Source organism: Jannaschia donghaensis (genome assembly GCF_001403795.1).
Taxonomy (GTDB): domain Bacteria; phylum Pseudomonadota; class Alphaproteobacteria; order Rhodobacterales; family Rhodobacteraceae; genus Jannaschia; species Jannaschia donghaensis.
Genome location: NZ_CXSU01000012.1, coordinates 1,566,490 through 1,591,091 on the forward strand (window position 1 = coordinate 1,566,490; position 24,602 = coordinate 1,591,091).

At 58.8% G+C, this 24,602-nt stretch carries 19 protein-coding genes; 4 read left to right on the forward strand and 15 right to left on the reverse strand.

From position 1 onward, the window contains the following. The 8 genes from JDO7802_RS16940 to JDO7802_RS16975 form a co-directional block, all read right to left on the reverse strand. Positions 1-1,059 carry a C4-dicarboxylate TRAP transporter substrate-binding protein gene (locus JDO7802_RS16940; protein ID WP_055087087.1) on the reverse strand — a complete coding sequence of 353 codons (1,059 nt, stop codon included), beginning with the start codon at positions 1,057-1,059 and terminating at the stop codon, positions 1-3. A gap of 184 nt (positions 1,060-1,243) precedes the next feature. Next, complete coding sequence (locus tag JDO7802_RS16945; protein ID WP_055087312.1) at positions 1,244-2,722, reverse strand: mannitol dehydrogenase family protein; 1,479 nt, start codon at positions 2,720-2,722, stop codon at positions 1,244-1,246. Continuing rightward, complete coding sequence (locus JDO7802_RS16950; RefSeq protein WP_055087088.1) at positions 2,722-3,495, reverse strand: L-iditol 2-dehydrogenase; 774 nt, start codon at positions 3,493-3,495, stop codon at positions 2,722-2,724. Before JDO7802_RS16950 ends, JDO7802_RS16945 begins: the two co-directional genes overlap by 1 nt. Next, positions 3,492-4,496, reverse strand: a complete 1,005-nt coding sequence (locus JDO7802_RS16955) for an ABC transporter ATP-binding protein (protein ID WP_055087089.1) — start codon at positions 4,494-4,496, stop codon at positions 3,492-3,494. Before JDO7802_RS16955 ends, JDO7802_RS16950 begins: the two co-directional genes overlap by 4 nt. Further along, entirely contained in the window at positions 4,496-5,326 is an 831-nt protein-coding gene (locus JDO7802_RS16960; RefSeq protein WP_055087090.1) for a carbohydrate ABC transporter permease, read from the reverse strand. Before JDO7802_RS16960 ends, JDO7802_RS16955 begins: the two co-directional genes overlap by 1 nt. 13 nt (positions 5,327-5,339) lie before the next feature. Continuing rightward, the gene (locus tag JDO7802_RS16965) at positions 5,340-6,206 is read right to left on the reverse strand and encodes a carbohydrate ABC transporter permease (protein WP_055087091.1); all 867 of its coding nucleotides are present in this window, start codon (positions 6,204-6,206) and stop codon (positions 5,340-5,342) included. A 144-nt stretch (positions 6,207-6,350) separates the two neighbouring features. Continuing rightward, the gene (locus tag JDO7802_RS16970; protein WP_055087092.1) at positions 6,351-7,664 is read right to left on the reverse strand and encodes an ABC transporter substrate-binding protein; all 1,314 of its coding nucleotides are present in this window, start codon (positions 7,662-7,664) and stop codon (positions 6,351-6,353) included. Positions 7,665-7,765: 101 nt separating this feature from the next. Beyond that, a complete protein-coding gene (locus tag JDO7802_RS16975) occupies positions 7,766-8,803 on the reverse strand; it encodes a LacI family DNA-binding transcriptional regulator (RefSeq protein WP_055087093.1) in 1,038 nt (345 codons plus the stop codon). A gap of 375 nt (positions 8,804-9,178) precedes the next feature. Here JDO7802_RS16975 and JDO7802_RS16980 point away from each other — a divergent pair, with 375 nt between their 5' ends. Both JDO7802_RS16980 and JDO7802_RS18755 read left to right on the forward strand, forming a co-directional pair. Then, positions 9,179-9,976, forward strand: coding sequence for a tyrosine-type recombinase/integrase (locus tag JDO7802_RS16980; protein WP_306455369.1), 798 nt, complete (start codon positions 9,179-9,181; stop codon positions 9,974-9,976). A 53-nt stretch (positions 9,977-10,029) separates the two neighbouring features. Beyond that, complete coding sequence (locus tag JDO7802_RS18755) at positions 10,030-10,341, forward strand: site-specific integrase (protein WP_306455370.1); 312 nt, start codon at positions 10,030-10,032, stop codon at positions 10,339-10,341. Between the two features lie 62 nt (positions 10,342-10,403). Here JDO7802_RS18755 and JDO7802_RS17790 read toward each other — a convergent pair whose 3' ends face one another. Then, a complete protein-coding gene (locus JDO7802_RS17790; RefSeq protein ID WP_083481214.1) occupies positions 10,404-10,625 on the reverse strand; it encodes a conjugal transfer protein TraD in 222 nt (73 codons plus the stop codon). A 134-nt stretch (positions 10,626-10,759) separates the two neighbouring features. Beyond that, positions 10,760-10,954, reverse strand: coding sequence for a conjugal transfer protein TraD (locus JDO7802_RS18630; RefSeq protein WP_245624221.1), 195 nt, complete (start codon positions 10,952-10,954; stop codon positions 10,760-10,762). 172 nt (positions 10,955-11,126) lie between these two features. On the opposite strand from JDO7802_RS18630, the gene traA reads away from it, so the two are divergent. Continuing rightward, positions 11,127-14,120, forward strand: coding sequence for a Ti-type conjugative transfer relaxase TraA (gene traA / locus JDO7802_RS16995; protein WP_055087095.1), 2,994 nt, complete (start codon positions 11,127-11,129; stop codon positions 14,118-14,120). Positions 14,121-14,240: 120 nt separating this feature from the next. Continuing rightward, a complete protein-coding gene (locus JDO7802_RS17000) occupies positions 14,241-14,408 on the forward strand; it encodes a helix-turn-helix transcriptional regulator (RefSeq protein WP_245624223.1) in 168 nt (55 codons plus the stop codon). A gap of 321 nt (positions 14,409-14,729) precedes the next feature. On the opposite strand, the gene JDO7802_RS18095 is transcribed toward JDO7802_RS17000, so the two are convergent. The 5 genes from JDO7802_RS18095 to JDO7802_RS17025 form a co-directional block, all read right to left on the reverse strand. After that, positions 14,730-15,281 carry a hypothetical protein gene (locus JDO7802_RS18095; protein WP_144430668.1) on the reverse strand — a complete coding sequence of 184 codons (552 nt, stop codon included), beginning with the start codon at positions 15,279-15,281 and terminating at the stop codon, positions 14,730-14,732. A gap of 172 nt (positions 15,282-15,453) precedes the next feature. Then, positions 15,454-18,528, reverse strand: a complete 3,075-nt coding sequence (locus JDO7802_RS17010) for a type III restriction-modification system endonuclease (protein WP_055087097.1) — start codon at positions 18,526-18,528, stop codon at positions 15,454-15,456. A 4-nt stretch (positions 18,529-18,532) separates the two neighbouring features. Further along, positions 18,533-20,509: a site-specific DNA-methyltransferase gene (locus JDO7802_RS17015; RefSeq protein WP_055087098.1), complete on the reverse strand. Its 1,977-nt coding sequence runs from the start codon at positions 20,507-20,509 to the stop codon at positions 18,533-18,535. Positions 20,510-20,536: 27 nt separating this feature from the next. Then, positions 20,537-21,205, reverse strand: coding sequence for a DUF4391 domain-containing protein (locus tag JDO7802_RS17020; RefSeq protein WP_055087099.1), 669 nt, complete (start codon positions 21,203-21,205; stop codon positions 20,537-20,539). Continuing rightward, entirely contained in the window at positions 21,202-24,474 is a 3,273-nt protein-coding gene (locus JDO7802_RS17025; RefSeq protein ID WP_055087100.1) for a helicase-related protein, read from the reverse strand. The genes JDO7802_RS17020 and JDO7802_RS17025 overlap by 4 nt, the downstream gene beginning before the upstream one ends. Positions 24,475-24,602 lie beyond the last annotated feature (128 nt).

The following is a 24,602-nucleotide window of genomic DNA, read 5'->3' on the forward strand; positions in this document are numbered from 1 at the left end:
TCAGCGGGTCCAGGGATAGCCCTGGTCGTCCCGCTCGGCCGCGTATTTGGCCAGAAGCGCATCGTATTCCGCCAGCAGCGCGGTGCCGTCGATGCCGACGCCGCTGGCCCGTTCGGCCCAGGCGTCGACGTATTGCGCGCCCGTCTCGACCAGCTTGTCGCGTTCGACCGCGTCCAACTCGATGATCTCGACACCGACGGCGCGCATCTTCTCGACCGCCGCTTCGTTGTCGGCGGTGATCAACTCGCCCAGTTTGTCGGCCATGGCGACGCCCGCATCGGCCATTGCGGTCTGGATACCCTCGTCAAGGCCGTCGTAGACGTCCTTGTTCATGAAGATGCCCAGTGCGCCGACCTGCCCCCAGTTCAGCAGGGTGTAGGAGGTCATCACCTCCTCCTGCTTGAGCGCGCCGACGGCGTAGGAATACCCCTGCGAGCAATCAAGCAATCCTGTGTCGAGCCCCTGATAGGCATCGTAGATCGACATGGGCACCATGTTCGCGCCGAAGTCTTTGAATGTGTCGCCATAAGCGCCGACGCCGCGAACCTTCAGCCCTTCGATGTCAGCAACGGAGCGGATCGCAGCGTCCTTGCAACCGATGTTGACGGCAGACGTGGTGAAAGTGCCCAGATAGACAAGGTTCTGATCAGCCAGATTGGCCTGGATTTCCTCGGATCCGCGCATCAGGTCATCGGTCGCGCGCATGCCGACCCAGGCGTCTGAATTCACCACCGGCAGGTCCGCGATGCCGTAGCCGACCATCTCCTGCGGGAAATAGACGCTGATGATCGTGCCAAGGTCGGCCACGCCGTCGGCGATGGACCCGGCGGCGGCGTTCGCCTTGAACAATGCGCCGCCCCACTGGACGTCGATCACGACCTCTCCGTCGGTGCGCGCGGTCACTTCGTCGACGAAGTGCTGCAACGCCGCGGCCCGCGCGCCGCGGTTCGGGCCCGCCTCGCCAAGGATCAACCTGGTCTCGGCGGCGACGGATGTGGCCGTCGCCAGACACAAGGCGGCGGTGGTCAGGGCCACCTGTTTGATGCTCAGGGGTTTCATCGAATCTCCTCCCTAGAAATTCCACTATGCAGAACGATGTTCCGATACCTGACGGTAACGGCATCGGACATGCCAATGCAAGCGTTCAGAGCGGCGCGCCGTGGCACGCCGCTTTTACACGGTAGGAGGAAGGCAGAGGCGCGATGGGCTCGATACGATCCGAGCGGATCACCGGCGCCGAAGGCTAGGTGCCTTGGATGTAGCGCTCTAGCACTTTCGCGGTGCCGTCGGTGCGCAGGGACGTCAGATGCCGGGCAAACGCGTCAGCGAAGCTCGACCTGTCGGCCAAGTTTCCGAACACGATGTCGAGTGACAGAAACGCGGCCGGGTCTTTCAACGACGCATCTGCCGCCACCTTGAGACGAGTCGCGGACGGATCGTCGATCTCGATCTTGCGACCGCTTTCGCTGACGCCCGACAGATAGTGGCACCAGAGCGCGGACACGAGAGACAGCCCCTCGACCGATCCGCCGCCGTCCAAACGGTCGCGGACCGTCGGCAGAATGAATTTCGGCTGCCGGTTCGATCCATCCTGACACAGACGCGGGATGGTATCCGCCACGCCCGGATTTTCCAGCCGCCTGCCGATCAGCCCGTAATATGCATTCAGATCCGTGTTCGGCACCGGCGGCACCGTCGGGATGATTTCCTCGCGCTCCAGCTTGTCCAGAAACCCGCGCACCAACGGATGCACGGCGGCGTCGTGCACGAAATGGATGTCCAGAAGGGCCGCCGGATAGGCCAGGGCCGCATGGCCGCCGTTCAGAATGCGGATCTTCATCAACTCATACGGTGCCACATCCGGCGTCAGCGTGACGCCGACATCTTCGAATGCGGGGCGTCCATTGCTGAAGCGGTCTTCCAGAACCCACTGTCGAAAGCTCTCGCAGGTGATCGGGCGACGGTCTTCGATGCCAAAGCGCTCCGCGATCATCTTGCGTTCGCGGTCGGAGGTGGCAGGCGTGATCCGGTCGACCATGGCGCAAGGAAAGGCGACGTTGGCGGAAATCCAGTCGGCAAGTTCCGCGTCCATCAGGCGGGCCAGTCCGGTCACCGTCCCCCGCGCGACATGGCCGTTTTCCGGCAGGTTGTCGCACGACATGACGGTAAAGGGAGCGACGCCATCGGCCCGGCGCGTGCGCAAGGCCGCGATGATCGCGCCGAACACGGTGCGGGGCGCATCGGGGTTTTCCGCGTCATGCCGGATGTCGGCGTGTTCGGCGTCGAAAGCCCCCTTGGCATCGACGTAATATCCGCCTTCGGTCACGGTCAGCGATACGATACGGATGTCCGGTTTCGTCATGCGGGCGATCAGCGGGCCGTTGCCCTCCTCCACCGGCAGAAAGTCGATCATCGGGCCGGTCACGACCGCACGGTCGCCAGCGGGGTCGAGTTCGCAGACCGTCGTCAGCCAGTCCTGCGCCGCCAGATCGTCGCGGACGCGTGCATCCGGCGCGCGGACCCCTGCCCCGACGATGGCCCAATCAAGGTCGCGCCCCATCTGGAACAGGTCGTGCAGATACAGCGCCATATGCGCACGGTGAAAATTGCCCAAACCAACGTGAACGATACCCGCGCTCAGCTGATCGCGGCGATACGTCGGACGCTCCACATCTGCGGGAAAGCCGTCGAGGTTAGAGAGGGACAGTTCGGTCAGGGGCATCAGCTCATCCATTGCCCACCGTCCACATTATAGGTCTGCGAGACGATGTAATCCGCGTCCGAAGACGCAAGGAAGACCGCCATGCCGGTCAGATCGGCGGGGACGGCAAAGCGACCGGCGGGGACGCCGGCGGCGACTTCCGCCTTTTTCTGGCCGGGGGCCTTGCCCTCCAGCTTGGCGAACATCGCGTCGACGTGGTCCCAATGCTCGCCATCGACGACGCCAGGCGCGATCGCGTTGACGTTGATCCCATGGGAAATCAGGTTCAGCCCGGCGGATTGCGTCATGGAAATCACCGCAGCCTTGGTCGAACAATAGACGAGAACCAAAGGTTCGCCGCGCCGCCCCGCCTGCGACGCCATGTTGATTATCTTGCCGCCGTGCCCTTGGGCGATCATCTGCCGCGCCGCGGCCTGCATGGTGAAAAGCGTTCCGGCGACGTTCACGGCCATCAATCTGTCGAAGCTGTCGCGCGTGATGTCGACCGTTTCGGCGGCATCGAACAGGGCGGCATTGTTGATCACGATGTCGAGCTTGCCCATCCTGTCCACGACCGTTTCGATCGCGGCGTCGATACTGTCCTGTCGGGTCACATCCATGGTGACGGCATAGGCTGCGTCGCCCAGATCGCTGGCCGTTTTGGCGGCCGCGTCCGGATCGACGTCGGCGATGGCCACCGTCGCGCCCTCGGCCAGGTAGGCTTCCGCGAAGCCGCGCCCGATGCCGCGGGCCGATCCGGTGATCAGCGCCGATTTTCCGTCCAGTCGATTCATGCGATCCGCAATCCGTTCGCATCGAATTTGTGGATCTGCGTGGCGTCGGGTGTCAGATAGATCGTATCGCCATGCCGCGCTTCGATGTCGCCGGTGATGCGGACGGTCATCATGTCCATCAGCCCCGTTTTGTGGACGTGGATGAAGGTGTCGGAGCCCAGATGCTCGGCCACGCCGACCGTGCCCTTCCACAGACCGTCTGTCTTGGACACGCCCAGATGTTCGGGCCGGATGCCGATGGTCGTGGCGTTGTGCTTGGCCGCCTCCTCCCCCTCGATCAGGTTCATCTTGGGGCTGCCGATGAAGCCTGCGACGAACTTGTTGCGCGGCGTATGGTAAAGTTCGAGCGGGCTGCCGACCTGTTCGATCACACCGGCCTGGAGGACCACGATCTTGTCGGCCATGGTCATGGCCTCCACCTGGTCATGGGTGACGTAGATCATCGTGGTGCTGAGCTTCTTGTGAAGCTCCATGATTTCTAGGCGCATGCCAACGCGCAGGGCGGCGTCCAGGTTCGACAAAGGCTCGTCGAAGAGGAACGCGGCGGGTTCGCGCACGATGGCGCGGCCGATGGCGACCCGCTGCCGCTGCCCGCCCGAAAGCTGACCGGGACGCCGGTCGAGGTAGTCGGTCAGGTTCAGAGCCTTGGCGGCCGCTTCGATCTTTGTGTTCTGCTCCGCCTCGTCGATGCCGGCCATGCGCATCGGGAAGGCAATGTTCTTGCGCACCGACATATGCGGATAAAGAGCGTATGACTGGAAGACCATGGCCAGGCCGCGCTTGGCGGGCGGCAGTTCGGTGGCGTCCTGACCGTCGATGCTGATGTTGCCGGAGCTTGTATCCTCCAGCCCCGCGATCAGCCGCAGCAGCGTGGACTTGCCGCAGCCCGACGGGCCGACGAAGACGACGAACTCCCCTTCGTGAATGTCGAGATCCAGCGGCGGGATGACTTGGACGTCACCGAAGCTCTTGGTGACTTGGTTGAGACTGATGTTGCCCATTACTTGACTGCTCCGAATGTGAGGCCCCGAACGAGCTGTTTCTGAGAGAACCACCCCATGATGAGGATCGGCGCGATGGCCATCATCGAAGCGGCGGAAAGTTTTGCGTAGAACAGACCCTCGGGGGCCGAGAAGCTGGCGATGAACGCCGTCAATGGCGCGGCGTTCACGGTCGTCAGCAGGATGGTCCAGAACGCCTCGTTCCACGCAAGGATGATATTGAGAAGGATGGTGGAGGCGATGCCCGGCAGGGCCATCGGCGTAAGCACATAGATGATTTCCGACTTCAGCGATGCGCCGTCCATGCGGGACGCTTCCAGGATCTCGCCCGGAATTTCGCGGAAGTACGTATAGAGCATCCAGACGATGATCGGCAGATTGATCAGCATCAGCACCACGACCAACAGGATGCGACTGTCGATCACGCCCAGCCATTTGGCCAGCAGTACCAGCGGATAGAGGACGCCGACGGCCGGCAGCATCTTGGTCGACAGCATCCAAAGCAGGACATCCTTGGTATACTTGCCCGGCACGAAGGCCATGGCCCATGCGGCCGGCACGGCGATCACGATCCCAAGCAGGGTGGAGCCGACGGCGATGACGATCGAGTTCATCAGCGCCTTGGGATAGTTCGACCGCTCCTGCACGGCGGAGTAATTCTCCAGCGTCCAGTCGAAGAAGAACCAGACCGGCGGATCCGCGATGGCCTGTCCTTCGGTCTTGAACGACGTCAGGAAGGTCCAGAGGATCGGGAAGAACATCAGGAGGCCGAAGGTCCAGGCAAGGGCCGTCCAGATGACTTTCTGCTTGGTGCTGACTGCGCGAGCCATGTCTCTCTCCCCCTCAGTTATCGAGGTTCTTGCCGACGATCCGCATCAGGAAGATCGCGACGATGTTGGCAAGGATGACGGCGATGATGCCCCCGGCGGACCCGAGGCCGACGTTCTGGCTTTCCAGCACGCGCTGATACACGAGGTAGGTCAGCGTGCGAGTGCCAAAGGCACCGTTGGTGGTGACGAAGATCTCGGCGAAGATCGATAGCAGGAAAATAGTTTGAATCAGGATGACGACCGTGATCGCCCGGCTCAGATGCGGCAGGATGATGAACCGGAACCGCGAGACGGCGGGCGCGCCGTCCATCTCCGCGGCCTCGAGCTGTTCGCTGTCGAGCGATTGGACAGCCGTCAGCAGGATGAGCGTCGCGAAAGGCAGCCACTGCCACGCCACGATGATCACGATCGAGAAGACCGGGGCCTGACTGAGGAAGTCGTAGGGTTGCAACCCCATCCATTTGTAGAGGTAGGAAAACAAGCCATTGTCCACATTGAAGAACATGTTCTTCCAGACAAGCGCCGACACCGTGGGCATCACGAAGAACGGCGCGATCACCAGGATGCGCACGATGCCCTGCCCGAACATCTGCTTGTCCAGCAGCAGCGCCATGAACACGCCGCCGATGATGGTGATGAACAGGATGCCCCCCACCATCTGCAACGTGGTGCCGACGGCCGACAGGAACGATGAAGAGCTGAGGAAACGGACGTAGTTGTCGAAGCCGATCCACGCCTCGAACGTCGCCCGCAGCGGGCGGTAGTCGGCAAACGAGAAGTAGAGCGTCATGCAAAGCGGGATCAGCATCCACACCAGCAGGAGGAAGACGGCGGGCGCGATCATTATTCGCGCGGCGGACCGTGAATGCTGTGTCGCCATGACAACGCTCCTGATTTGGGATCGAGGCCGGACAGGGCCGAAACTTGCGAGAGGTCCCATGGAACTCACGGAAGGGCCGTCTGTCTAGAGCATAAAGGGTTGCAAGCGGCGCGACGGGCGCGCCGCTTGCGGATGTGGCGCGGCTTAGTAGCCCGCCGCTTCCATTGCTTCCTCGGTGATCGCCTGAGCTTTCTCGAGCGCTTCCTCAACGGTCTGCTGACCGGCATAGGCCGCGGAGAACTCCTGGCTCACTTCCGTCCAGAAGCCTGCCCACTCGGGGATCGCGGCGAACTGAACACCGACGTAGGGCACAGGGTCCACGGTCGGGTCGGTCGGATCTGCCGACAGGATCGAGTCCAGCGTCTTCTGCGCGAAAGCAACTTCCTGATACTCGGGGTTTTCGTACAGCGACGTACGTGCGCCCGGAGGAACATTGGCCCAGCCTTCGTTTTCGGCAACCAGCTCGATGTAGGCCTTCGACGTGGCCCATTCGATGAACTGCTTGGCTTCGGCTTCCTGCTGCGTCCCGGCGGGGATCGCCAGCGCCCAGGCCCAGAGCCAGTTCGACCGCTTGCCCAGACCGTTATCGGGGGCCAGCGTGAAGCCGACGCTATCGGCAACGGTCGACTCGTCGGGGTTCGTCACGAAGGACGCGGCGACGGTCGCGTCGATCCACATGCCGCACTTGCCCTGCTGGAACAACGACAGGTTCTCGTTAAAACCGTTGGTCGCGTAACCGGCGGGGCCGGACGCATCCATCATGTCCTTGTAGAAGTTCAGGGTGTTGGCCCATTCTTCCGAGTCGAGCTGCGGGGTCCAGTTCTCGTCGAACGGGCGCGCGCCGAAGGAGTTGGCCATCGCGGTGATGAACGCGCCACCTTCGCCCCAGCCGGCCTTGCCGCGCAGGCAGATGCCGTTGATTTCCGCATCGCGGTCCGTCATCGCGGCAGCAGCTTCGGCGATGAAATCCCAGGTCGGGGCATCGGGCATTTCCAGACCGGCCTCTTCCATGAGGTCGGTGCGGTACATGACCATGGAGCTCTCGCCGTAGAACGGCGCGGCATAGAGCGTGCCTTCGTAGCTCAGACCATTCGCCATGGCGGGCAGGATGTCAGCGGCATCGTAGTCGTCGGACAGATCGTCGAGCGGGAGCAGCCATTCGTTGGCGGCCCAGATCGGCGTCTCATACATTCCGATCGTCAGAATGTCGAAGGACCCCCCGTTCGTCGTGATATCCGTCGTGACGCGCTGGCGCAGGACGTTTTCTTCCAGGGTGACCCATTCGACCGCGATGCCGGACTCTTCGGTGAATTGATCCGTATAACCCTGCATGCGGATCATGTCGCCATTGTTCACAGTGGCGATGGTGATGGTCTTTGCGTGGCCGTCCGCGGCCGCGATGCCTGCGAACAGGCCAAGGCCGACCGTAGAGGTCAGCAGCATTTTGTTGATAGACATTATCGTCCTCCCTTTACACACGTAAACTGTGACGCCGGGGAACATTTCTGTCAAGCATGATTCTTAGGCAGGTCTGCGCCGCAATGCAGCATCGTTACGCGTCAGGCGGACTCGCGCAGTTTCAGACTACCCTCGAACAGGGTGATTTCCGGCTCATCTTGCAAACCATCGGACCCGATAATCTCCAGAAGTCGTGACACGGCCTTGCGTCCGATTGCATTCGTGTCCTGCGCGACCGTCGTCAGCGCCGGATTGAGATAGGGGCACAGCGGATAGTCGTCGTGGCCCGCGATCCGCAGGCCGCCTTCCGCCTGACGGCCCGGAACCAGACCATGCCGCGCTGCAGCGCGGATCGCCCCGATCGCCACTCTGTCATTGGCGCAGAGAATCGACCTGTCCAGAAGTCGCCCCGCCCCGAACTCCGCGCTCAGGACAGCTTCTCCGTGGTCCTCGAAATGCCAGTCGGAACTCAACAACTCCGTCCCGATGACCTCGGGCCGATGCCCCAGATGCGTCATCCGGGCAATGTAAGCCGCCTCCCGCTCGCGCGCGTTGAAGTTGACGCGCGGCATGGCCAGAAACACAGGCGGCCGCCCGACTCGGCACAGGTATTCGGTAATCAACCCCGTGCTCTGAACGTGATTTGTTCCAACGAAATCAACGTTCGACATGGTGGCAGGTCGCGAATCCATCAGCACGAACGGAAGCCGAGAGCGGAGCCGCAACTGCACGGCATCGTCGCTTTGATCGCCAAGCGGCGCGACCAATGCACCGTCCACGCTCATCGACATGAGCGTCTCGGCGGCGCGCGCCTCGATCACCGGGTCGGAGTGGGAACATTGCGTGATGACGGTCATCCCCGACGCCATCGCGGCCACCTCGATCGATTCCAGCAGTTTGGTAAAGAAGAGGTCGTTTAGATAAGGAATGATCACCCCGATCAAGCGGGTCGATTTCCGGTTCATCCGCGTCGCAAAGAAGTTCGGCACGTATTCGACGCGCGATAACCCTTCCTGGATCCGCTTGGCCGTATTCGGCTTGACCAAGGCCGGATCCTGGAAGAAGCGCGACAAGGTCGGACGCGACACGCCGATGGCGACAGACAACTCTAGCATCGTGTTGATCCGGGGTTTAGACATGATCGGCTCGACTCACGATGCTGCCAACCGGTAGACGGAAGTCTGGTCCAAGGTCACAGTAATATTTTGACACCCGGAAACTTCTCCGCTTGCGATTCTTTACAGGTTCATTGGATAATTGATGACGCCCGGTTTTGCGATAGTCTGGACCGGACAGTCATTTGTTGCCGTCGCCAAGACGCACGTCGTCCGACAGGGTGAACGGAACAATTCCGGCCATCGAGGAAAAGTGGTGCCCGGGGGCGGCATGGCGACCTAGTCTCAGACGACCCCATATCGTACTTTAAACTTTTGAGATAAATGTGTTTTCCTGGCACAGTGCTCTCAGGAGTTCTTGCGCCATCCCATCAAATCCCGTAGCCTGTGGGGGATAATTTGGGGGATACATTCTTGGGGAACCTAACAGCCCTCTTCATCAAATCCGCGCCACCCGGTAAGCACGAGGACGGCGGTGGTCTGCGACTGATCAAGCGTGAGGGCGGCGGCGGTCAATGGGTTTTCCGCTACACGCTTTACGGACGTCGTCGGGAGATGGGGCTTGGTGGCTTGAAGGCGCTCTCCCTGAAGGACGCCCGGGACCTCGCCTCTGGCTATCGGACTTTGGTCGCCAAAGGCAAAGACCCCATCGAACATCGGCGCCGACAACGCCAAGACGCCATGCCTAATCGGTATCTTCTAAAGGATGTCGCGTTGGACGCCTTCGAGAGCCGCAAAGCCGATCTCAATGGGGACGGGATTGCGGGACGATGGTATAGCCCGTTGGAACATCACGTGCTGCCCAAACTTGGACGCATGCCCGTCACCGAGATCACCCAAAGCGATGTCCGGGACGCCTTGGCACCGATCTGGCATGCCAAGGCTGCAACTGCCACGAAGGCCGCTAATCGCCTCAAGATCGTTCTGGATCACGCAGCCGCTCTGGGCCTCGATGTCGATTTGCAGGCGGTTGCCAAGGCGAAGCAACTCCTCGGTCGACAGCGGCACGAGGTCACGTCGATCCCGAGTATGCCGTGGGAGGATGTCCCGGCGTTCTACGCCTCCATTGATGAGCCAACGATCACGATCTTGCGCTGCGACTGCTCATCCTTACAGGGCTTCGCTCACGGCCCGTGCGGTTTGCGCGGCTGGACGAGATCGAAGGGGATATCTGGACCTTGCCCGCGAACAACATGAAAGCGCGGGTTGGCGATGCCGAAGCGTTTCGGGTGCCGCTAAGCGACTAGGCTTTGCATGTCATCGAGCTTGTGCGCCCCTACGAGCGTGATGGCTATCTGTTCCCGTCGGTTCGCAAGGGAGTCATCAGTGCCGCAACGATGGCGCGCCTGATGGAGCGGAGAGGGTTGGAAGCGCGCCCGCACGGCTTCCGGTCCAGCATGCGGACCTGGCTTGCCGAAGAGACGGACGCCGCGCATGAGGTGGCCGAGATGGTCTTGGCGCACCTGTCCGACAGCAAGGTTGTCCGCACCTATCGCAAGACCGACTTCTTGGATCAGCGGCGGCCGCTGCTGGAGAAGTGGGCGCAGTTGTGCGTGGGGTGACGCCATGGGCACGGCGCGGGCAGCAAACATCTTGAACGTAACCTTTCCGAGGGCAGGTCTGCTTATCGATCCACTTTGAGCGCGCTTTTCCACTTCTCGGCCCAGACCTTCCGCGCATGCGTACCTTGTTTGCTCTCAAGCTTTTCGGCCATCCAGAGCAACGCGCCGTAGATCAGGGCGCGGTCGTCACCGGTGAGGTCCACGACGCGCGACTTGACGAGGAGGCCTCCAAGTTCGATCAGATGGCGTATTCGTTTACGGCGTGCGACATGCCAGCTGCGCATGTCATGCCGCGCCCGGGCGGCCTGATGCCGATGGCGCGCTGCTAGATTGCGCAGCGGCGCTTTTTTGCGTCGCGGTCATCTGCTTTTGCAGCTCTCCGCCACCCGCCTTGAAAGAACGCGGCCCCGCGTTCTGCTCAGGCCTCCCTCTTGCCGGTGTCGGTGGTCTCCGCCAGGACGATCAGCGCACCAGCAAGTTCTTCGGCGCTGAATGCATCCGCCCGGGTGGCGATGACCAACTCGCCAAGTTGTTGCACCCTGCGGGTCTTCAGCACTTTCGCCTTCTCCTCCAGCGCTTCGAGTTCCGCGTCGTAATCCCGTGGTTTGCGCATAGCATCCTCCATAGAGTGTTGATACGTCGATGATAGCCAGGCACACTGTAGAAGGCTTCAGGGTTGCCGGGACGGTCCGATCCGTGCTGATCGCTCCCGAGATTTTATTGCGGAAGGGCGCGCTTATACGTCGTTCCGACGTCGACGTTCCGGTGTAGATGATTGCGCCATCATGGCAATCTATCATCTCCACGTGAAGGTCATCGGGCGCGCAGCTGGTTCCAGCGCGGTGGCGTCCGCAGCCTACCGCGCGGCGTCGCGGCTGCGGGATGAGCGGCTGGAACGTCCCCATAACTTCACCGCCAAGCGTGGCGTTGTGCACTCCGAGGTCCTGCTGCCCGAGACCACACCCGAAGGATGGTCCGACCGCGAACAGCTCTGGAATGCGGTCGAGGCGGTCGAAGTTCGCAAGGATGCGCAACTGGCGCGCGAGGTTGAGTTCGCGATCCCGCGCGAGATGAATGAGGCAGAGGGCATCGCGCTCGCCCGCGACTTCGTGCGAGCCGAGTTCGTCGACCGGGGCATGATCGCCGATCTCAATGTGCATTGGGACAGGGGTGCGGACGGCCTGCCCAAACCCCATGCCCATGTCATGCTGACGATGCGGTCCGTCGATGAAGATGGGTTCGGCAAAAAGGTGCGCGACTGGAACAGCACCGGGACGGTCGAGCGTTGGAGGGAACGCTGGGCGACGCTTGCCAACGAGCGCTTGGCTCAACTCGACATCGACGCACGCATCGATCACAGGAGGCTGGAAGACCAAGGCATCGCGCTGGAGCCGCAAAGCCAGATCGGCGCGTCCGCGCAGCGTATCGCGGGTGAAGGGAGCCCTGCCGACCGGGCCGAACTGCATCGTGAGATCGCACGCGACAACGGAGCGAGGATCATCGCGGAACCTTCGCTGGCACTGGACGCAATTACCCATCAGCAATCGACCTTCACACAGCGCGACATGGCACGCTTCGCACATCGGCACAGCGATGGGATCGATCAGTTCAACGCGTTGACCAACGCAATCCGAAGCGCGCCCGATCTGGTGGAGCTCGGTACGGACGGGCGCGGCGAGGCCCGCTTTACCACTCGCGCCATGATCGAGGCCGAGACGCGCCTGCATCGCGCCGCCAAAGTCTTGGCCGAAAAGCAACGTTATGAGGTGCGGGATGCGGACCGCAAAGCAGCCTTGGCGCGTGCTGAAGCGTGCGGTCTTGTTCTCTCGCGCGAGCAAGCCGACGCTCTGACGCACGTCACCGCCGAGCGCGATCTCGGCATCGTTGTTGGCCATGCCGGGACGGGGAAGAGCGCGATGCTGGGCGTGGCGCGGGAGGCCTGGGAGGCGTCGGGGTATCAGGTCCGATGCGTAGCCCTGTCCGGCATCGCGGCAGACGGTCTCCAGAGCGGATCAGGCATCGCGTCGCGGACCATCGACAGCCTGGAACACGGTTGGGCGCAGAACCGCGACCGGTTCACCGCGCGCGATGTCCTTGTCATCGACGAGGCGGGCATGGTCGGCACGCGGCAGCTGGAACGCGTGTTGTCTCATGCGGCAGATGCTGGAGCCAAGGTTGTGCTGGTCGGCGATCCGCAACAGCTGCAATCCATCGAGGCGGGCGCAGCCTTCCGGTCGCTCCACCAGCGTCACGGCGGCGCGGAGATCGGTGAGGTGCGTCGCCAACGCACGGACTGGCAGCGCAACGCCACCCGCGATCTGGCGACCGGTCGAACCGGGGCGGCGATCCAGGCCTATGAGGCAGAAGGTATGGTGCATGCCGCCGAGACACGTGAGCAGGCGCGCGCCGACCTGATCGACCGCTGGGACCGCGACCGTCAGGAGGCACCGGATCAGAGCCGGGTCATCCTGACCCACACCAACGCCGAAGTGTACGCCTTGAATGAATTGGCACGGGCGCGGAAACGCGCGGCGGGCGATCTGGGCGAGGCCGTCTCCTTGACGGTCGAGCGCGGTGACCGTTGCTTTGCCAGCGGCGATCGGGTGATGTTCCTGCAGAACGACCGCGGCCTTGGCGTAAAGAACGGCACGCTCGGGACCATCGAAGAGGTCGGCGCGCAGAGCATGGCGGTTCGGATCGACGAGGGAAGATCGGTGCAGTTCGACCTCAAGGACTACGACCGCCTCGACCAAGGCTATGCCGCGACCATCCACAAGGCCCAGGGCATGACGGTGGACCGAACCCATGTTCTCGCGACGCCGGGCCTGGACGCCCATGGCAGCTATGTCGCCCTGTCGCGGCATCGGGACGGACTGAACCTGCACTACGGTCACAACGACTTCGCCTCGCAAGATCAACTGATCCGCACCCTTTCGCGCGACCGGGCCAAGGATATGGCGCTCGACTACGTGGACGCCAATCCGGCGCAGGACTTTGCCGCGCGGCGCGGCATCACCTTCCGGGACCGTGTTGTTGAGGTGCTGCGCAAAGTCGTGCCCGAGAGGTTGCGCGACGGCATCAACGGGCCGGTGGATGGGGTGCAACCCGGGAGAGACGCTGCGCCTGGCGCGTCTGCCGTGCAGAGGCCGGGAGGGGAAGACGCAAGGAGGGATGTCCGGCCTGACGCGAAAACGCCGCAAAGGGCCGTGGTGGACGACCCAGAAGCGGCATTGCGAACGACCCGCACCGACGCCCTCAAGCGCCATGCCCGTGCGGTGGAAGCGATCTTCACGGCCAGGAAGCGGGGCGGCACGGGCACCCCCGACCAGTTGCGCCACCTCTCTGAGTCTCGCGCAACCTTCGACGAGGTGCGGCCCCATGGCTGGCGCGATGCCGAAGCGGCCTATGCAAAGGACCCGTCCCTTGCCTACGAGGCGAGATCGGGCCACGTCAATCGGACCATCCGGACGCTTCAACTTGAGACGCAGTTGCGCACCTCTCCAGAGCGCCGGGCCGCGCAGTTCGTGGAGCGCTGGCAGCACCTTGATCGGACCAGCTTGTACCAATACCAGGCGGGCAAGATGACGGCTTACGAGGCCACGCGAGCGGAGATGGGCGAGATGGCGAAAAGCCTGCAGCGCGATCCGCAACTGGAATCCGTCCTTGCCAACCGCAAGGCCGAGTTGGGTATTCGAATGGACTCGGGCCGCCGACTCGGTGCGGAGTTGGGTTATTGTCACGGCATCGGCATCACCCGGGTACGCGGACTCGGGCTCTGACACCTGTCCGATCTGCCGCCCATTCCACGCCCTGCTGCGACGATGGGCTGGGCGCTCTTGCGCTACCAGGTCGCCGCGTTCTGTCTGGTTCAAGAACATCCAGCAGGAGGCAATAGACCCATGTCCGACCCAGATCGTATCATCCGCCTGAACACCGTCCTCGACCGAACCGGCCTGTCCCGGTCCACCATCTATCGCAAGATTGCCGAAGGCACCTTCCCCGCCCAGCTCAGGATCAGCGTGCATGGCGGGAATCCGACATCAACCGGTGGGTTGAAAATCCAGTAATGTGGCGATTAGAGCGAGAGGATCGCTGACAGCCGCAGAGGGTTTTGCATTGTTGCCGGGTTGCCGCGCGCATCAGCCAGCGATGTCTGGCGAAGAACAAGCTGCAAGAAGAAACTGTTGCTTGCCGTGGTGCGGGCAACCGGCCCTAAGCTGACATCCGTCCCGCTGTCTCGATGCTGCATCTGCAGCCCACATACCGGCCATTCGCCGCACGCGCAAAATCTGGCGATGATCGAACTCACAGATCGCGGGACGTCGCTTTCGAAAGAGAAGTAGCCCAAACGAGTACCTGGGACGGTACGAAAGCGTGGCAGGTCCAGACTAGCTTGAACCGCTTTCCAGGTGTTTGATTTCCTTTTCTGCAAGGCTGATGAACTCTCGTGCCTGCGCGATCTCGCCTTTTAGAAAGGCAATGCGATTATTGTCGGGCTTCGGTTTTTGAATTGCACGTTGACGCTTGGCGACAACTTCTACCTGCACGGGGCCTGCGGTATTGCTCTTCCGTTTTGCTTTCGCTTGCTTCTTGTCCACCTTCGTTTTGACCAAATCGTTAAAGCCCGCTTGTTTGGATGCCCAAGCCTCGATCGTGCCAACGCGCGCCACATCTTGTTGAACTTCATCACAGATATTCTTTGGAAACTTCAGGCCTTGTTTCCTGTTCGATGCACGAGCGTCGGCTGCGATATTCAGCAACATCTTGCGTTGCGCGGCTAGCGGCAGTGGCTTGGATGGCTTGACCGCTTTCTTGGGTTTTTTGGCTTTGTTTTTCTGAGCCCGCTTTGGTTCGTATCTGGTTTCGGCCGGATCAATCGAGCCAAAGGAACCATCTGCTCTGATGATGGTGTGGCCTCCGCTATACGATCCTTTGCTCAAACCAAATTTCTCCCCAACAATCGCAACCGAGCGTAGTCCTGCATGGCCACCAACAACATTTGCAGATTTCTGCTCTCACGCTGAATCACTTCACCCAAATGCTTATGGGCTAGCTGGGACAATCGGTTTTGGTTCAAATTAAGACTGAACAAAGGTAGCCTCCAAAGCAAGGCTAGTTACCCCGAACTGCAGACATGAGCTCAGAAAAGTCTGAGACTACATCATACTTTACCCGGTCATTAGGGACGCTGCTCGCGATCTCCTCAAAAAACTTCCTAGCGCACTTGATTTTTTCTCGCTCCAACTCGCGAAATTTGAGGGACGGCTGGGAGCCCTTTGTTTCCGCAACAAAATAGATGTGCTGCACTGATTGCTCTTTGAAAGCTATCGCCCAGTCCGGATTGTAGTCTCCGACGGGCGTAGGGATCAAAAACCCTTGTGGTAGCTTGGAATAGACGACGATTTCATCGCTTGTATCCAGGTCTTCGACAAACTTTCGTTCGACGCCGGAATCGACCACAGCGTAGTCATAAATGTGGTTTCGCAACTTCCCGACGGCTCGCGTCAGATCAGTGCCACTCTGGGTCGCGGGGAAAATATCGGTGTCGTATATGTCGGCAGTTGCATCATAGGTCAGATGCTCGATGACAGTCGTGGCCTTCTGCTCTTTGATTATGCGCGAGGCCTCAGAGATGAATTGTTCGGGGTTGGCCTGGAACGCCGAGAACTTCGCAGCGCTCATTCCGGTCAGGATTTTCCCGATCGTCCCACGCGTCAAATCCGCTCCTTCAGCAAGTTTGCCGATGACATCATATGAAACAAGCGAGTGGGCAGAGCTGCTTTCCTCACTGCGTATACCCGATTGCTTGAACGCAGCTCCGGTTCGAAGCTGAGCCTCAGTCAGCTCATCCGAAAGTTTGCCTTCGGTGACGACGTATTGCAGAGGCGAGACAACGAGATCCCGATCCAACGCATTGACGCAGCGTTGGACCAGACCGTTGGAGTCAAATTCAACCTGATAGACTGCCTTCCGGTTGATGCACTGCCAAAGTTCCTGAAACTCCTTCTTTTCGAAGTTCTTGTTTCGCGGGATCGCTTTGGGTTTGCGGCCATCGCCCATCATATTCTCGAGCTGGCTTCCGTTGAAGACTGTATCGATCAGCTGCAGGATCTGTTCCTGTTGGTCGCGGAGTTCATCGGGCAATGAAGCCAGCGTGCCCGCCTCACGCGCTTCATGATACGCTTGCGTGACGCCATCGTTGTCATCGATGTAGTCGTTCTTGACGAGATAACGCTCGATGCGTTTGGCCATGTCCTTGGACACAGTGGTTTCACTGCCGTTGACCGTGATCGTCTTGCCCTCGAAGTATTCGGCGTTCGCCTGGCGTGGGCGCTCCGACAGATTTTCAGCGATTTCTTTCTGAAGGCCGCCAACAAAGTCTTTGTAGCTTTCGCTAGCCACAACGGTCAGGACGTTGACGTCATGCACGGTTGCTGCGTGATCCATACGGTCGCCGTTCTTGTTGACCGAAATGCGCAGCCCCCGGCCAACTTCCTGGCGACGCGATATGGTGTTGTCGCTGTGCTTGAGCATGCATATTACAAAGACGTTCGGGTTATCCCAGCCCTCGCGCAACGCGGAGTGGGAGAAGATGAACCGTGTCGGCTCCTCGAAGGAAAGCAGGCGCTCCTTGTCCTTGAGGATAAGGTCATACGCTGATACGTCATCCGTCAAACCGGCGAACTCACCACGCGCTTTGACCTTTGGATCAACCAGCTTGCCCTTCTTGTCGATCGAGAAATAACCGTTGTGGGTCGCACCGACGTCGATGCTGTCCAGGTGCTTCCGGTAGGTCTCATCTTCTAGAGGCAGCTCGCCAAGATACTCGGTTTTTAGCGCTTCGTATTCCTCTTCGAAGACACGGGCATATTCGCCTTTTTCATCTTCAGCGTCGTAGTCACGATACTTCGCCACCTCGTCGATGAAGAACAGGGACAGCACTTTGATACCCTTGGCGAAGAGCTGCTTTTCACGGTCGAAATGGGCTGAAATTGTCTCGCGGATCTGAATGCGGCGGATGTCGCGTTCGGTTATGTCCCCGCTCGCTTCACCGGCCTTCAGAACGGCCCCATTCGTGAAATGCACTTCGTCGACACGTGCGTCGATGTCGGAGACGACGAAATCCCTGTACTGATCGAGGCCTTTGGACAGATCGAATAGGTTGCGGCCCTTTTCGATCTTGCCGAACACCCGTTTGATGCCCGAGTTGGTCTTCACCTCCATCTCAATCCGCGCCATGGGGTCGCTTTTGGAAATCTGGATGCCCTCCAGATAGAGGTACGCATTCGTGCCGGTCAGACCCTTGGCCTGAATCCCGCGCACTTCGATCTTCTTGACCAGCTTCTGGCTGAACGCATCGACCGCATCCAGACGATGCACCTTGTTGTGGATCGTCTTGTGGGTCGCAGAATAGCGCAGGATGAACAGCGGGTTGAACTTGGGCAAGGCGTTCTGTGTCGCCGTGCCTTCCATCTTCTGCGGCTCGTCGAGGATCAGGATGGGGCGGTTCTTGGCGATCACGTCGATAGGACGGCGGGACTGGAAATCATCCAGTTCTTCGTAAATCCGCCGGTTATCAGCGCCCGAGGCGTTGAAGGCCTGCACGTTGATCACCATCACATTGATGCCCGCGTCCGAGGAAAAGCTCTCCAGCTCGTGCAGCCGCTTGGAGTTGTAGATGAAGAACCGTGCCTTTTTGCCGTAGCTTTCGACAAAATGCTCTGCCGTCATCTCGAGCGACTTGGCCACGCCTTCGCGGATCGCAATCGACGGCACCATGATGATGAACTTGGACCAGCCATAGCGCTTGTTCATCTCAAAGATAGACTTGATATAGCAATAGGTCTTGCCCGTGCCGGTCTCCATCTCGATGTCGAGGTTGATGGCCGCGCCGGGTTTGTAGCTGGCCGGTTTCGGTCTGCCGTTGTTATCGACAAACACGCTGAGGCTTTCCGACAAGGGCAGGTTCTGGCGCTGCTGCACCTTGCGGATGTTTTCCAGCACCGTGGACATAGGCATGGCCAGATCGGCGTTGCGAAAGCCGTCTTCGTCGGAGCGCATCTGCGCGCGGACACCGGGGTCAATCCGATAGACTTGAGCCGCCGTGTTGGGCTGGCCTTCGAAACAATCGACCACGGCCTCGACCGCCGCTGTTTGGTAGTCTTGCGACTTGAACTTGATCTTCATGGGGTCAAATCGCCTTTACTTCGGTTTCGGGCGACATGGCCTTGAAGATCTGGCGCACGTTGATCTTGGTCTGGTCGTCGGCAAAGCCGGTGTCCTTGAATACGATCCGCATCGGGGCGTAGCCTGCCAGCTCTTTGACCAAGTCCTCGGAGACACCATCGTCGAAACAGGCCATCAGGGCGGTGTCATCGACAAAGAAGACAGTTTTGCTTTGAACTGTCTCGCGGCGGATGGGCAGGGTCAGGTCAACGCCCCAGTCGAGCAGGACCTGGAACAGCAAATCCTCGGCCGTGCGGTCCGGTTTGATGTTGTCCACGCGGGACAGCAGATCGGCCTGTGAGGTTTGATCCGGCGTGTAGAACACATCGGCCATGTTGGAGCTGTCGATCTTGAGCACGCGGAAGCCGACATCCTTGTTCCAATCGGGGTGACACTCCCCTTCGAGAATTTTCTGCCCCGCGCGGCGGATGCGTTCTTTCGTGATATCCGATATTTTTCGATAGCCTTCGCCGTAAGCTGCATCCTTTTCATCTATCGGCTCTGGCAATTGGACCGAAATGCATCGCAAGCGACTTCCAGTTTCAGCAGAATGTGCAATTGATGCGTGAGCCGTAGTGCCAGAACCTGCAAAGAAGTCCATGATGGCGTCATCATTTTCGGTGCAAATCAGCGCGGAAAAATATTTGATGAGGTCTGTCGGTTTTGCGAAATCGAACGGTATGTCCAGCTTTTTAAGTTCCGACGAGCTGTGTCGGCTCTGAAATTTTTCCAAGATGTTCCCTGGAAGCTGGCCGTCCTTCAAACGATCTTTGAGCCAAATTTTGTAATAGACATTCCATTTGGCCGCTGATCCGTCCGGATGGACCAGCGACGAACGTTCAGACTTTACGAAGTGGATATTTCCCTTCTTCTTTTCATCGTCGAAACGCTGATAGGTCCAGCGCCAGACACCGTCATCATCGGTAGGTTTGATCTGCTCGCCTTCTGCTGCAACGGACGGAAAATTAACCCCCGGGGGGATCAACAAGTTTCCGTCGGGATCTTCGATAAAATAGCGCTGGTTGGCCCTTGCATCCAGCATTGCTTGATAGAGGCCCATAGCCCGGTATTTTTCACCTTTACGTGGACCATCCTCTTGGGTGCTTGTGTAGACTTTATCGATGACATTTTGGCTTATCGGTTCCCGGAAAGGAGCAAGTTCAAAAATGTTCTTTGCAAACACTAAGACGTAGTCGACGGAGGGAGAGAAATGCGTACCCTTTTGCCCACCGGTTTTCATCACTCGCGAGCACACTGTTACAAAATTCTCTTCGCCAAAGACCTCAAAGCACATCTGCAAAAGTCCGGCGACTTCATCCTGACCAATGGAGATAAAGATTGCCCCATTTTCTGCGAGCAAGTTGCGCGCCAGCCTAAGGCGAGGGAAAAGCATCGAAAGCCAATCCGAGTGAAAACGCCCGTTGGATGTCGAGTTAACAACCAGTCGATTGCCCTCAGAGTCTACAAGATTTGACTTCGCCAAAAATTCAGTAGAACTCTCAGCAAAATCATCGTCATAGATGAAGTCACTACCCGTGTTATACGGCGGGTCGATGTAGATTATCTTGACCTTGCCCAGATAGGTCTCTTGCAGAAGCTTCAGCGCCTCAAGGTTGTCGCCTTCGATAAACAGGTTCTGGGTGGTGTCGAAATCCACGCTTTCATCCCGCGCGGGGCGCAGGGTTTTGGCGATGGGGGCGTTGGCGGTGATCAGCGCCTCGCGCTTGCCCGGCCAGTTCAGGTGATAGCGTTCCTGCGGCCCCTCGACGATGCTGCCCGACAGCTCTTGACGTAGCTGGTCAAAATCCACCGCGAGACGCAGCTTGCCATCCTCACCCGCCGCCTCGGTCACGCAACCGGGGAAGAGCGCGCGGATCTTGGCGATATTGTCCTGCGTCAGGTCAGGGCTGTGCATTTTCAGCTTTTCGATCTCGTCACTCATTATCGTCCCCACGTTCTTTTCTTGGGCCTATTCCGGCTTTTTCAGATGCTCGAAGTCCGCCTGCGCCTCACGCAGCTGACCGTGCAGTGTCATTTTGATGTTGAATTGCGTCTCGCGTTTCAACCTGGATTTCAGCTGGCTGATCTCACGCTCTTTGGTTTTGAGGGCGTAGGTCCGGTCCATCCGCGCGCTCAGGGATTCCGCCGTTTGGGGCACGATCGGCATGAGCGCCGTTAAGATTTGTTCATAAAGCACGCCAAGGTTCAGCGCCACTGGCAATGGGCTGCGGGGCGTATCGGCGGGCAGCCAATCCGAGCGCAGATAGTCCGAGAGCACCCATTTGGTCGCGTCCGCGACGGACGGGCGTTTGTGGGCGGCGGCGATCTGGATTTGGCCGTCTTGTTCCAGTTCAAACAGGATGGGAAAGGGGATGGCGCGGTCGATGGCCCGCAGCACGTCGTCATGTACAGCGTCAGTTTTCAACGAGACGCGGAACACCTGTATTTCCGGCACGGATTTGGTGGCGGGCAGGTTGACGGTTTCCGGGGCCAATTTGGCGCGCCATGTGATCTGGTCCACCTGCGCGACGAACTTGTCCTTGAGCGCTGTGGTGGCCTGAACCCGGTCATAGATCCGCGTCTTGGGCACGACGCGCTTCAGGAACGTCGATTTGGGGTAGTCGTAGAGCGCGGTCATGCAGCGTCCCTCACGACGATGAAGGCGAGCAGCTCAAAGTCATCGAGCCCGGCGATGGTGTGGGTGAGCGCGGTGGTGTGCCCGCCGGAAAAGAGGCTGTCGAGATCGCGTTCTTCCTTCACCTCGATCATGGATTTGATCGCGTGGCTGAGAAGTTTTGAGTATTTGCCCATCTCACGCCCGTCTTTGGTATCGGCATTGAAGGCATCGCAGAGCGCCTTGATTGGTTTGTCGAGACCCTTGCAGCTGGAGCGGATCAGGTCGAGCAGGCGCTTCACCTCGGTGTGGTCGGCGATGACGTTTGCGTCGTTGTCGAGGTAGATCAAGTAGTAAGGGTGCAACCGGTTCTGCTGGTTGACGTTTACATCAGGGTGGATGTTGCGCAGGGCAAAGATCACGCCGGGCTCCAGGCCTTTCGCCGGGTTGGACGGGACGATGGCGTGAAGGCCCTTGGGTTGGCCAGACAGGTCGCCATGTTCCTTGGTGTAGTTGAGCAGGTCCATGCGGAAGTCATTCAGGCCAAGATCCGTGATTGAGACACCTGTCTTGACGTCCTCCAGCTCGATCACCTCGTCCTGAAGGCGCTGGAGCTGGTCCTTGCGATATGCGGTATCGCTGCTTTTTGCCGTTAGAACGTTGTCTTCGCCGGTGCCTGCGAGGTCGACGATGTGCATTCGGTTTTCGACGCGTTCCTTGAGGTTGATGTATTCGTCCAGCGAGATGTCTGGCCAGTAGTTGACCAGCTGGATAGCAGAGTTGGGCGATCCAATACGATCCACGCGGCCGAACCGCTGAACGATCCTGACCGGGTTCCAGTGGATGTCGTAGTTGATCAGATAATCGCAATCCTGCAGGTTTTGCCCTTCGGAAATGCAGTCGGTGCCGATCAGAATGTCCAGCTCATCTGGCACCTCCGGCATTATCAGTGCTTTCTCTTTCGCCTTGGGGGCGAAGAGCGTCAGAACCGACTGGAAGCCATAGTGAGGCTTCAAGGTCGTTTTTGGGTTGCCCGAGCCCGTGACGATGCCGGTTTCGGAATCCATCGCAGCCTTCAGGGCTGGTGCGACATGTCGATAAAGGTATTCCGCCGTATCTGCGTAGGCCGTGAAGATCAGAACCTTGCGATTGCCAGGGTTCAAGGGGGCGGCCATTTTCTGCTTGATGACGTCAATCAGGTGCTGAAGTTTGGCGTCCTCTTCGACGCCAACCTTTTCCATTTCGGTCAGTAAGCCTTGGATGATCTCGCGGTCGCCTCCCAAGTCGGCCTTCCATGTGGGAATGTCCATATCAGCAAGGTCGATCTGGATCTTCTTTCCGATGGTGAATTCGCCAAGTCCCGACAGGTCATCATCGTCTGTATCCAAGTTGTCCAGGTCATTGAAAACGTCTTCAATCCTGCCGTTGCCACCACTCGCCTCAAAGCGATCGATGGCATCCAGCATAGCGGCGATGTTTCGGTCGAGCGCACCCAGTGTAAGTCGGAATGCCTCGACTGAGCTTTCAAGGCGTTTCAGAAGGTTCGTTGTCATCAGCGCTTGTAGGCTTCGCTCTCGGTCGGCCTGGCGCAAAGTTCCTTTAGAGCCCTCCGTCTTGGTGTCGTAGAGCTCTTCGTATTTTGTGAGGCGGCTGGGTTGGATGTAGTTCACCGGTGCGTAGACGGCCATTTTGAGCAGTGACAAGTCGCTATAAATCTCGTCAAACCCCACAACGTCCTCGCGAAACGTGATCGGTAGGTGATGGGAAATGGGCTTCTTACGTTCTGGAAACGGGCCAATATCGGCAGTATCGTAGAACTGTTCGATGTGCTTCCGAGAACGCGCAATCGTCACAGAGTCCAATAGCTCAAAGAAATCAAGATCAAGCGCTCTAAGAATGGATTGTGCTGTGCGTTCCGCTGGAGGAAGCTCAGCCCAAGTGTTGAAGGCCGTTTGGGCCTTGCGGAAAATCTCTTCGACACTGGATTTGGTCTTAAGGTTGCGGTTCAACGTGTCCGAGTGGCCTTCATATGCCAGTGCAAGCTGGTTGCGAAGGTCAGTGAACCTGTTGTTCACCGGGGTCGCGGAAAGCATCAGGACTTTTGTCTTCACACCGGCCCTGATGACCTTGTTCATCAGCTTTTGATATCGTGTTTCCCGATCTTTGTAGACGTCGTTATTCCGAAAATTGTGCGATTCATCAATTACAATGAGATCATAGTTGCCCCAATTCACCCTATCCAGCGGTATTCCCAAGGACTCACCAGACGTTCTTGATAGGTCGGTGTGACAAAGGACGTCGTAGTTAAAGCGATCAGCCGCAAACTGGTTCGTTTTTAGATTCGTGTTGTAGTTGCGCCAATTGTCGGCGAGCTTTTTGGGGCAGAGAACCAGAACAGATTTGTTCCGTAGTTCATAATACTTGACTACCGCCAGCGCGGTAAAAGTTTTTCCCAAGCCGACACTGTCCGCGAGGATGCAGCCATTGTACGTCTCCAGCTTATTGATGACCCCCGTAGCTGCGTCTCTTTGGTAGTTGAACAACTTGTTCCAAACGAGACTATCTAGATATCCCGTTTGGTCATTGGGCAGCACATCGTCATCAACCTCTTCAAGGAATTCCTTGAAGAGGTTGTACAGGATCAGGAAGTAAATTCTTTGCGGTGAATTCTCCTGGTACACGGCCTCAATGTGTTGAAGCACCTGTTCTGTCACATCTTGGACGTTAGCAGGATTCGCCCAAACCTGATCAAACAGGGAAAGATATGTCTTTGCAGAAAGGTCGTCTTCGAAAGCATGGGTGAAGTTCGACACAGCGTTGCCTGGCTGGTAGCCCAAGTCGACCGCTGAAAACCCGCTGATTGGCGAGAAAACTCGGTTACCTTTACGTGCTTCGATATGCGCAAACTGCTGCATCGGTGCATCTGTTGCGTTAGATTTGAAGGTGGCTTTTTCCCGGATCCAGTCCGCACATTGTCGTGCAATGGCCTTTTGGGTCAACTTATTGCGAAGATGAATCTCGAACTCTGTGCCGTAGAGTGCGGTTTCCCTAAGCTGTTTCGGGATGAAAAATTCCCGCTTCTCTTTCTTTGATCGACTTAGAGCCTCGTTTGGAATGAAAGTTGGATCCGTTAAGATGAATTCGAGTTCCTGAACGCTTTCCAACTCATCCCTCAGCGCTTCATATGCAAAGATCGAAAAGCAACTGGCCGCCACTCGGATTTTTGCACCAGCTTCGGCCCCTGCTTTCAGTTCATCTCCCAAAAGGACAGAAATGTTGTCGATGATTTTCAAGTGCCAACCTCAAAAAAAAAGTACTTTGAGGCTCAAGCTAACGTCCCCTGCCGGTGATGCACAGCCATGAACGGCCCCAAGACTCAACAGAAGGCGCGTCAATCGGTGCTACAGCACCTGATTTTGCG